The 10,746-nt window shown below is 56.1% G+C and carries 8 protein-coding genes (1 of these 8 only partly in view); 7 read left to right on the top strand and 1 reads right to left on the bottom strand.

Features of this window, described 5'->3' with window-relative positions:
- The 5 genes from AVI_RS21740 to AVI_RS21720 form a co-directional block, all read left to right on the top strand.
- Positions 1-622, top strand: partial view of a phosphoribosylaminoimidazolesuccinocarboxamide synthase gene (locus AVI_RS21740; protein WP_012654290.1) — the 3' portion only. 329 nt of this gene lie to the left of the window's left edge; the window shows 622 of its 951 coding nt (coding positions 330-951); its start codon lies off the left edge, out of view; it ends in the stop codon at positions 620-622.
- 5 nt (positions 623-627) lie between these two features.
- Positions 628-1,296, top strand: a complete 669-nt coding sequence (locus tag AVI_RS21735; RefSeq protein WP_012654289.1) for a TetR/AcrR family transcriptional regulator — start codon at positions 628-630, stop codon at positions 1,294-1,296.
- Between the two features lie 172 nt (positions 1,297-1,468).
- Positions 1,469-2,704: an efflux RND transporter periplasmic adaptor subunit gene (locus AVI_RS21730; RefSeq protein WP_012654288.1), complete on the top strand. Its 1,236-nt coding sequence runs from the start codon at positions 1,469-1,471 to the stop codon at positions 2,702-2,704.
- Between the two features lie 44 nt (positions 2,705-2,748).
- A complete protein-coding gene (locus tag AVI_RS21725; protein ID WP_012654287.1) occupies positions 2,749-5,883 on the top strand; it encodes an efflux RND transporter permease subunit in 3,135 nt (1,044 codons plus the stop codon).
- 110 nt (positions 5,884-5,993) lie between these two features.
- Entirely contained in the window at positions 5,994-7,445 is a 1,452-nt protein-coding gene (locus tag AVI_RS21720) for an efflux transporter outer membrane subunit (RefSeq protein ID WP_012654286.1), read from the top strand.
- A 220-nt stretch (positions 7,446-7,665) separates the two neighbouring features.
- On the opposite strand, the gene efp is transcribed toward AVI_RS21720, so the two are convergent.
- Positions 7,666-8,235 (bottom strand): elongation factor P, encoded by a 570-nt coding sequence (efp, locus tag AVI_RS21715; RefSeq protein WP_012654285.1) that lies wholly within the window; start codon positions 8,233-8,235, stop codon positions 7,666-7,668.
- Between the two features lie 162 nt (positions 8,236-8,397).
- Between efp and epmA the strand changes: the two genes are divergently transcribed.
- Complete coding sequence (epmA, locus tag AVI_RS21710) at positions 8,398-9,471, top strand: EF-P lysine aminoacylase EpmA (RefSeq protein ID WP_012654284.1); 1,074 nt, start codon at positions 8,398-8,400, stop codon at positions 9,469-9,471.
- Positions 9,468-10,517: a lysine-2,3-aminomutase-like protein gene (locus AVI_RS21705; RefSeq protein ID WP_012654283.1), complete on the top strand. Its 1,050-nt coding sequence runs from the start codon at positions 9,468-9,470 to the stop codon at positions 10,515-10,517. Before epmA ends, AVI_RS21705 begins: the two co-directional genes overlap by 4 nt.
- Positions 10,518-10,746 lie beyond the last annotated feature (229 nt).

The raw sequence follows: 10,746 nt of genomic DNA, 5'->3' as shown, positions 1-10,746 counted from the left end.
CCTGACGCTTTATAAGAAGGGGCAGCGAACGATGTATGGCATGACATTGCCGGACGGCATGCGTGACAATCAGAAACTGCCGCAGGCGATCATCACACCGACCAGCAAGGAATTCGACGGTGGTCACGATGCACCGCTCACACCCGCAGAAATTATCGATAACGGCCTGTTGACGCCTGATCAATGGCAGCAGCTTTCCCAATACGCGCTGGCTCTTTTCGCTCGCGGCCAACAGAAGGCGGCCGAGCGCGGCCTTATTCTCGTCGATACCAAATATGAATTCGGCACAGACGAGGCCGGTAACATCCTTCTGGCTGATGAAATTCACACGCCAGACAGTAGCCGTTACTGGATTGCTGAGACTTATGAACAGGCCTTCGCCCAGGGAACCCGGCCGGCAAGCTTCGACAAGGACTTCGTACGGTCATGGGTGGCGGAACGATGCGATCCGTATAAGGACGACATTCCAGAAATTCCACAGGACTTGGTCGAGGCAACCTCTAAAGTGTATATCCAGGCCTATGAGGCCATTACAGGATTGACGTTCCAGGCTGATGATTCCGGTGAAACGCCCTTTGATCGCGTGAAAGCAAATCTCTTCTCCTATCTCGACCGGCGCTAACGATCATGACAGCGCCAAAAACCACAGGCAAGCCCACCGGACGAAGCGCTGGCAAGCGGGAACCATGCCGCCCCCGCAGGTCACGTCGTCCGGCGGCCGAAACGCGCCAGGAAATCCTGCGGGCGGCGGAGGAGCTGTTTCGCCAGCGCGGGTACCAACAGGTGGCGATGGCGGATATCGCAGCAGAGCTGGAAATGTCTCCGGCCAATGTATTCAAGCATTTTCATTCCAAAACCGCGCTGGTCGATGCGATCGCGACAGCCCATCTCGAAAAACTAATGGCCGGGCTCGCTGACCTGGAACTGCTTCCTTCACCTCAGATGAAGTTGCTGCAGATGGCCGAGCAGCTCCTGACCAAACTGCTGCAGGACGTTTGCGACAATCCGCACCTGTTCAAAATGATCGTGCTGACCACCGATCTGGAACTCACCGCCGCCGATCTCTACAGGGAAAAGATTTGCGCGATTTTCGAAACCATCGTCCTTGAAGGCGTGGCGACGGGCGACTTTTTCGTCACCGATCCGCATCATACTGCATCCGTCATTGCCACCGCTTTGGAAGGGGTTATCCATCCACTTTCAATCACGCGGGAAAAGCCCGAGATTCTCCATATTCGTTGCCGGGATCTGATTGGCCTGGTGACTACCGCACTGCAAAATCCACTTGCAAAGTGACGGTTGTTAATTTACGTCACGAGATACGCCGTTTGTAGGCAAGCCGTGTCCTTGATGCCATCGCGCAAAAAACATCGGCCGATAGAGCGGTTACGGAATGTTATTGTCTTGTGATCATTTTCTTTTACTGAAACTGTCAGAACAAGACTATCTCGGAAATTAGGATCTGCGCATGGCCAGACATCTCACCCTGTCATCCATTATTCTCGTGGCGGCGATTGCGCTGAGCGGATGCAGCGATGACGGGAAAAAGCAAGCCGGCGGCCCGGGAGGGCCAGGGGGTCCCGGCGGTGAAAGACCGCCAAGCCCAGTCAGCGTTCTCGCGATTAAAAAATCCACCGCACCGCTGACGACCATATTGTCGGGCCGTGCAGAAGCTTTCCAATCCGCTGACATTCGTCCGCGGGTCGGCGGCGTGATCAAGGAAATAGCCTTCAAGGAAGGCAGCTTCGTCAAGGCTGGCGATCTGCTCTATAAGATCGACGAGGATACCTATAGGGCTTCATTGGATGAAGCCAAGGCGACCTTGGAAAAGTCTGAGGCGAGCGTACCAGCTGCCCAGGCAAATCTTCAGCGCTATGAGCGTCTGGCCAATACCGGTGCATCGCAAAAAGAATATGAAGATGCCCAAACGACGCTGCTCCAGGCAAAGGCATCCGTGTCTGAATCGCGCGCTTCTCTTCAAACCGCGCAGATCAATCTGGATCTGACATCCGTAAAGGCGCCTTTCGATGGTGTCACATCGGCAACCAATTATTCGATCGGCAACGTGGTCACGGCCAGCCAGACAGAATCGTTGATGACTCTGCGGCAGATCGATCCGATCTATATCTCCCTGAACGAATCCAGCGTTAATCTTCTGCGCCTGCGCGCCGCCATCGCCGCCAGCAATCTCAAGCGCAACGGCAACAAGGCGGATGCCGAGACGACCGATATCCGGCTGACGATGGAGGATGGAACTGAATATCCGCATGTCGGCAAGATCGACATGTCCGAAATGGCGGTCAGCACCTCAACCGGAACGGTGACCATTCGTGCATTGTTCGATAATCCTGACAATCTCATCCTGCCCGGCATGTATGTCCGCGCTACGATCACCGTTGGCGAAGAAGACGGTTATCTCATTCCTCAACGCGCCGCCAGCCGCAATGCCAATGGCGACCTGACCGCCAAATTCGTAAACGCAGACAACAAAGTTGAGACCCGGACATTCCGCAGCAGCAAGCTGTCTGGCAACAACTGGCTGGTCAATGACGGCATCAAGGAAGGCGACCAGTTGATCCTCGATGGCTTCCAGTCGATCACCGACAACGCCACGGTCAAGCCGGTCCCATCGGAGATCGACTCTAAGGGCTTTGTTATTGCGCCAGCAGCAGGCAAGACTGCAACGGAAGCACCGAAATCATGATGTCAAAGGACATCTCCTGCAACATCGTGATCAGGAATTAACTCATGTCAAAATTCTTCATACGGCGACCGATTTTCGCCTGGGTGATCGCGATCGTGATCATGCTTGGCGGCGGGTTGGCTATCACCAGCCTGTCGATTTCGCAATACCCGGAAATCGCACCACCATCCGTAAAAATCAGCGCCACTTATACAGGTGCCAGCGCCGATACCGTCAAGAAGACCGTTACTCAGATCATTGAAGACGGAATGACGGGGCTGGATGGCCTGACATATATGACCTCTTCTTCGACGTCTGGATCGTCATCCATCACGTTGACCTTCGACAACAGCATCGATCCGGACATGGCTCAGGTCCAAGTCCAGAACAAGCTGCAACTGGTGGAATCGCAATTACCGTCCGTGGTGCAGAATCTCGGCATCGAAGTGACGAAATCGACTTCCAGTATTCTGTTGGTCGGTGCCCTTGTGTCCACGGATGGCAAGCGCACATCGGCGGACCTCGGCGATATTTTTTCCGCCCAGATTGAAGACCAGGTGAAACGCCTTGAAGGTGTCGGCAATATCAATGCCTTCGGCTCCGCTTTTGCCATGCGCATCTGGCTTGATCCGTTCAAATTGCGCAAGTTTCAGCTGACACCTGCGGATGTCACCTCAGCCATTGAAGCACAGAATACCCAGATTTCGGTTGGCTCGGTTGGCGGTCTTCCCGCTGTCGAGGGACAGCAGATCAACGTCACGATGACAGCCCAAAGCCAGCTGACCACGGTGTCGGACTTTGAGCGGATCATTCTGAAAGTCGATACCAGCGGTGCCAATGTCCGTTTGAGCGACGTGGCCCGTGTTGAAATCGGCCAAGAGAGCTATACATCCACCTCGCGGTCGAACCGTCAGGCGGCATCCGGCTTCGCGGTTAATCTTGCAACGGGAGCGAATGCTCTCGATACGGCGTCGCGTGTGAAGGCCAAGCTGGCGCAGATCGCTCCGGCATTGCCTCAGAACGTCAGCATCATCTATCCTTACGACACAACGCCTTTCGTATCACTTTCGATCGAAAAGGTCGTTCATACGCTGATTGAAGCCATCGTCCTCGTCTTCTTTGTCTTGTTGATCTTCCTACAGAACCTGCGGGCGACATTCATTCCGATGATCGCCGTGCCCGTCGTTTTGCTTGGTACGTTTGGCATTCTAGCGCTGACGGGATATTCGATCAACACACTGACCATGTTCGCCATGGTGCTTGCCATCGGCCTTCTCGTCGATGATGCCATCGTCGTGGTGGAAAATGTCGAACGCATCATGACCGAAGAGGGCCTGCCCCCCCTGGAGGCGACCCAGAAATCCATGGGTGAAATCACTGGCGCCATCGTCGGCATCGCCCTGGTGCTGACGGCCGTGTTCGTTCCCATGGCGTTTTTCGGTGGCTCGACCGGCATTATCTATCGTCAGTTTTCGGTCACCATCATTTCGGCGATGCTGCTTTCAGCAGTTGTCGCACTGGTCCTGACACCTGCGCTTTGCGCGACGATACTGAAACCGATAGACAAGAGTCATAGGAAGACGACCGGTCCAGCCGCGTGGTTCAATCGCAATTTCGACCGCACGACCAATGGCTATGTCTGGTCCATTGGTCATCTGCTGAGGCGCCCGCTCCGGCTTCTGTTGATATTCGCGGTACTGGTCGGCGGTTGCGCCTGGCTGTTCCTGCGCCTGCCCTCCTCCTTCCTTCCGCAGGAAGACCAGGGCGTGCTGATGACGATCGTCCAGCTTCCAAATGGCTCGACCTCGGCGCAGACCGGCGAAGTGATGAAAAAAGTTGAAGATTACCTGCTCGACAAGGAAAGCAGCGTTGTCGATTCGGTTTTCGCCGTCAATGGTTTCAGCTTCAACGGGAGCGGCCAGAACTATGGCCTGGTTTTCGCCAAGCTGAAGGATTTCGACCTGCGCAAGAAGCCGGATATGGCCGCAAGTGCCATCGTCCAGCGAGCGATGGGTTATTTCATGACCATTCGTGAAGCGCAGGTCTTTCCGATTCTGCCACCGGCCATTCAGGGCATGGGCAATTCCAGCGGTTTTTCCTTGTATCTCGTCGATAACGGGAACCACGGCTCGGAAGCACTGTCGATCGCTGCGAAACAACTGCTGGCTCAGGCCAATAGCAGCGGCGTTATCACCGCCATGCGTCCGAACGACCGCGATGAGGAAAGTCAGGTCAAGCTTATTCTCGACCAGGAAAAACTGAGCGCCATGGGCGTGACGATTTCCGACGCCAACTCAATGCTGACGACCATTTTCGCCGGCACCAATGTCAATGACTTCACGCTGAACAACAAGATCAAGAAGGTCTATGTCCAGGCCGATGCACCCTACCGCATGCAGGCCGAGGACATAAAATATTGGGATGCCCGCAATTCGAGCAATGAGATGGTCCCCTTCTCATCGTTCACGGACGCAAAATGGGTCAACGGGCTTCCTTCGATTTCGGCTTTCAACGCTGTCACCGCCTTCTCGCTCGACGGTTCTGCGGCACCCGGCGTGAGCTCTGGCGACGCAATGAATGAAGTAGAACGTCTGGTTTCCAAGATGGAAGGCGGCTACACCGTCGCTTGGCAGGGCATCTCCTATCAGGAAAGACTGTCAGGCTCGCAGGCGCCCTTGCTCTACGCCTTGTCGGTGTTGATCGTCTTCCTATGCCTGTCGGCACTCTACGAAAGCTGGTCGATCCCCTTCTCGGTGATCATGGCCGTGCCGATCGGTGTTCTTGGCGCCGTTGCGGCAGCAACTTTGATGGGGCAGGACAACGACGTCTACTTCAAGGTCGGGCTGCTCACCACAATCGGTCTGGCGGCAAAGAACGCCATTCTGATTGTCGAGTTCGCCAAGGAGAGGCAGGAACACGGATTGAGCCTGATGGATGCGACCCTGGAGGCGGCAAGACTCCGTCTTCGGCCGATCATCATGACATCACTCGCCTTCATTCTTGGTGTCGTTCCGCTGGCAATTGCCACTGGCGCGGGCTCTGCAGCGCAGAATGCAATCGGCATCGGCGTACTCGGTGGTATGCTTTCTGCAACACTGCTCGGAATTTTCTTTGTTCCATCCTTTTTTGTCATTGTCAGACGTGCTTCAAACCGTGCAAAAGCCAAAGAAGAGCTGTTACAAGCTGAGCAGAAACGATAGGTTAAGAAACAGTTGCCGCGCCCAATAAAAGCGCGGCATTTTCGAGATTGTGGCGGTCGCGGCCCATTGCTTGCTCGGCGCGCCTTCGGATTGAAACAGGGATAGAATAGATGGTCTCCGTACGCTTAGCTGCGCCCTTTGCAATGCTGCTTCTGTCAGGTTGCGTGATGGGGCCCGAGCACAGCCCGCCACAAACCGCACTTCCTGCCAAGTTTACTGAGGGCGGCACGAAGTCTGCGCAAGACACGACCACAGTTCAGTGGTGGACGGCGTTCAACGATGCGCGCCTCAACACGCTGATCAACCAGGGCGTCAACCAGAATCTCGATGTTCTGCAGGCACTGGAGCGGATCGAGCAGGCGCGCGCGACCGTCGTCACCTCATCTGCCGGCGGCCTGCCTAGCCTGACAGGTACGGCAAGCGAAAGCGGCAGCCAGACCAATGGCGGCTATAATTCTCAGCCTCGGGCCTGGGAATCCAAAGGCGAGCTTTCCGCGTCCTGGCTTCTCGATCTCTGGGGTCAATATCGCCGCGCCAAGCAGAGCGCTACTGCATCGCTTGATGCCGCCTATGCCAGCGTCGATACCTCTCGCCTGACCTATCTTTCCGATCTGGCAACAGCCTATATCGATGCCCGCTACTATCAGGCTCGAATCGCAATCGCCAACGAAGCCGTCAAATCTCGCCGCGAAACCCTTGCGCTGACCAAGCTGCAGCTTGAGGCCGGTGCAGCTTCGCGCCTTGATGTCGTGCAGTCCGAAGGTCTGGTCAACTCGCAGCTGGCGGATATTCCCGGTTTCGAAGCCAATTTCTATAGCAATGCCTATCACATCTCGACGCTTCTTGGCCTTCCGGCCTCGACGCTCATCAACGATCTGAAGAAGCATGCTCCTCAGCCGGTTGCCCGTCGTGTGGTTCTGTCGGGAATTCCGGCTGATCTGATCCGCAACCGTCCTGACATTCGCAAGGCCGAACGCGATCTGGCCGCCGCCGTTTACGACATCGGCAATGCACAGGCGCAGTTGCTGCCTTCGATCACGCTCAGCGGCTCGATTTCGCCGTCCTATGTTCATTCGAACACTCATGGCACAGCCAATACCTGGTCATTCGGCCCGTCGCTCAACCTGCCGATTTTCGATGGTGGTACGCTGCGTGCCAATGTTAAGAACGCCCAGTCGGTCGCTCGTGAAAAATACCTAGCCTGGAAGCAGACTGTGCTGAACGGCGTCGAAGACGTTGAAAGCGCGCTTGCTGCCTATAACCGCGATGCTCGCGCCGTTGCAGCCAATCGCGCCTATGTAAAGTCCTATAAGGAAGCGCTCGAACTTTCGACCGCATCCTATAAGGACGGCGCGTCGTCCCTGCTCGATGTCCTGGATGCGCAGCGTGAGTTGACCACCGCTCAGGCCAGCCTTGCCGAGTCGATCCAGCAAATGGCCAATGACTATGTGACACTGAATGTGGCCATTGGCGGTGGTTATAATTTCAATGGCAAGGCCCAGGCTATTGAAGCCAATGTCAAGCCTGCGGATATCCCGCCAGCGCTTGCCAAAGCCAAGTAAACACCAGACTTTTTATGCAAACGCCCGGCGATCCTGATCGCCGGGCGTTTTTTATTGATGGTCACTTTGTTTGCATTGCGTATTGCTGGCAGCACTGAATCCAAGCGTCTTTAAAGTTCCCGCATAACAGCAAAAAGCCCGGCTCGCGAAAACGAACCGGGCTTTTCCTTAATCAAACATCAGCCAGAAACGACAGTTCGAACGGCCGGAGCGCCGGACATCAGTCCTTGGCACGCTCAACATAGGAATTGTCTTCAGTGGCAATCACCACGCGGGTTCCGGCATTGATATGCGGCGGTACGAGGGTGCGGATGCCGTTGGAAAGCATCGCAGGCTTATAGGACGAAGACGCCGTCTGGCCTTTGACGACCGGTTCGGTCTCCATGATTTCCAGGGTCACGTGGCGTGGCAGGTCAAGCGCCAGCGCAACACCTTCATACATCGAGATAACGCAGGTCATGCCTTCCTGGAGATAGGCCTTCTGGTCACCCATGGTCTCGACATCTACGACGATCTGGTCGTAGTTTTCCGGGTTCATGAAGTGGAAGCCTTCACCATCCTCGTAGAGGAACTGGTGGTTGACGTCTTCAACGAAAGCGCGCTCCACCTGCTCGGTCGTGCGCCAGCGTTCCGACACTTTCACACCGTCAACGATGCGGCGCATGTCGATCTGGGTCACCGGCGTGCCTTTGCCGGGATGGAAGTTTTGCGCGGTAAGCACGACATAGAGCTTGCCGTCGACTTCGAGAACATTGCCCTTGCGGACCGAAGAGGCGATGACCTTGACCATTCGGAATTCCTTGTATCTCTCAAACACACATCGTAAAGGACGACCCGGCGCCCCTTTGACATGCTGTGACGTTGCATGGGGCGCACCTAACCCAAATTTGCCGAAATAGCCAGCCCGTGTTGCAGCCGAATTGCCGGCCAATGACGAAAGATTAAGAGTGCAATGACTGGAATGAGCGAAAAGCGCCCCTCCGCCTCCCCTTGGTGGACACCGCGGGTCCATGCCGACCGCCGCCCCTTCCTGCTTGGCCGCAATGCCATCCAGGCCGCCCTGCGGCTCTATTTCAGCCGTAACGACTTCCTGGAGGTCGACGCGGCAACCTTGCAAGTGTCGCCCGGCAATGAGGCGCATCTGCACGCCTTCGCAACAAGCGCTATTGGCAATGATGGCCAATCGCATCCTCTTTACCTGCATACATCACCGGAATTTGCCTGCAAGAAACTGCTGGCCGCCGGCGAATCTCGCATTGCCTGCTTTGCCCATGTCTACCGCAACCGGGAGCGCGGCCCCCTGCACCACCCGGAATTTACCATGCTGGAATGGTATCGCGCCGGGGAAACCTATGAGCGACTGATGGCCGATTGCGCCGCCATCCTGGCCCTTGCCGCCGAAACCACCGGAACTCGGCAATTTACCTTCCGCGGCGGCGTTTGCGATCCCTTTGCACCGTTTGAGCGGCTTAGCGTTGCGGACGCTTTCGAGCGCCATGCGGGCATCGATCTTCTGGGCAGCGTGTTTGCCGGTGGCGAAACCGACCGCGACCATCTGGCCGCACAGCTACGGCAGGTGGGCATGCGCGTCGCCGGAGATGATGGCTGGGCCGATCTATTCAGCCGGGTGATCGTTGAAAAAGTCGAACCGCATCTGGGCTTTGACCGACCCACCATTCTCGATCGCTATCCCGTGGCGGAAGCCGCCCTTGCCCGGCCTGCGACCGACGATTCGCGCGTCGCCGAACGGTTTGAACTTTATGCCTGCGGTGTCGAGCTGGCCAATGCCTTTGGCGAACTGACCGATCCGCAGGAGCAACGCCGTCGCTTCATGCTGGAAATGGCGGAAAAGCAGCGGGTCTATGGCGAGACCTATCCGCTGGACGAGGATTTTCTGGAGGCGCTGGCCATCATGCCCGAAGCCTCTGGCATTGCGCTCGGTTTCGACCGGCTGGTGCTGCTGGCGACCGGTGCACAGCGAATCGATCAAGTGTTGTGGACGCCGGTGGCGGAGCCACAGCCGTGACCGCGTCCGTCAAAACAGTGAAAACTGTCAGGGAACTGGTCGAGACCGGACTTGTTGCTGCCGAAACGGGTCCGGAATTGGACGCGGTGGCTGCCCGCTACGCCATTGCCATTACTCCGGCCATGCTGGCGCTGATCGACCCAAACGACCCCACAGACCCGATTGCCGCGCAATTCGTGCCGCAGGCTGGCGAATTGGTGCATCAACCCGTGGAGCGGGCCGATCCGATCGGTGACCATGCCCATAGCCCGGTGGAGGGCATTGTGCATCGCTATCCCGACCGGGTTCTGTTGAAGGTGGTGCATAGCTGCCCGGTCTATTGCCGTTTCTGCTTTCGCCGTGAAATGGTCGGGCCGGACGGTGATGGTCTGCTCTCTGGCCCGGCGCTGGACGCGGCCATAACCTATATCCGTGACCACAAGGATATTTGGGAAGTGATCTTTACCGGCGGCGATCCGCTGGTTCTGTCGCCACGCCGGCTGCGGTCGATCTTGCAGCAATTGGGCACCATCGATCATGTCCGGATCATCCGGTTTCACAGCCGTGTTCCTGTCGCCGATCCGGCCCGTATCGACAAGGATCTGATCGACGCCTTGCAGGCAAGCGGCAAGACCACCTATATCGCCATTCACGCCAACCATCCGCGCGAGCTGACGCCACAAGCCAGGGCGGCGAGCGCAAAGCTTCTGCAAGCCGGTTTTGCGCTTTTAAGTCAAACGGTGCTGCTGAAGGGTGTCAATGACGATGCTGGCGTGCTGGCAGACCTGATGCGCAGTTTTGTCGACATGCGTATCCGGCCTTATTACCTGCATCACCCGGATCTGGCGCCCGGCACCGGCCATTTTCGTCTCAGCATAGCAGAAGGCCAAGCCATCGTCTCAGCCCTGCACGGGCATCTGTCCGGTCTCTGTCAGCCAACTTACGTGCTGGATATTCCCGGCGGCCACGGCAAGGCGCCGATCGATGCGAGCCAGATCAGCAAGGAAGGCGATCATTATCTGGTCACGGACTTCCATGGACATCACCACATTTATCGTGATCGGTAGAAATCACATATGCAACTAAAGGTATTTATACTATAAAAATACAACTTTTTAAAAAATGAGATAATCCCAAAAAAAGCCGAGAAGATGCAACCTTAAAGATTTGAAATCTCAACGATCCTGTTAGAATTTCAGACAGGGTCAAAAGAATTGAAATATTCATATTAGCCTAATATTACGATTTCTGATCTATTCCAATTCTCCTGATCAGACAGATTTCCTATGAGGGGTT

The organism is Allorhizobium ampelinum S4, assembly GCF_000016285.1.
In the GTDB taxonomy this organism is placed as follows: Bacteria; Pseudomonadota; Alphaproteobacteria; order Rhizobiales; family Rhizobiaceae; genus Allorhizobium; species Allorhizobium ampelinum.
This window is presented reverse-complemented; position numbering and strand designations above follow the sequence as displayed.

Coding starts and splice junctions, on each gene's coding strand:
- AVI_RS21735 (WP_012654289.1), top strand. CDS start 628: ATGACAGCGCCAAAAACCACAGGCAAGCCCACCGGACGAAGCGCTGGC.
- AVI_RS21730 (WP_012654288.1), top strand. CDS start 1,469: ATGGCCAGACATCTCACCCTGTCATCCATTATTCTCGTGGCGGCGATT.
- AVI_RS21725 (WP_012654287.1), top strand. CDS start 2,749: ATGTCAAAATTCTTCATACGGCGACCGATTTTCGCCTGGGTGATCGCG.
- AVI_RS21720 (WP_012654286.1), top strand. CDS start 5,994: ATGGTCTCCGTACGCTTAGCTGCGCCCTTTGCAATGCTGCTTCTGTCA.
- efp (WP_012654285.1), bottom strand. CDS start 8,235: ATGGTCAAGGTCATCGCCTCTTCGGTCCGCAAGGGCAATGTTCTCGAA.
- epmA (WP_012654284.1), top strand. CDS start 8,398: ATGACTGGAATGAGCGAAAAGCGCCCCTCCGCCTCCCCTTGGTGGACA.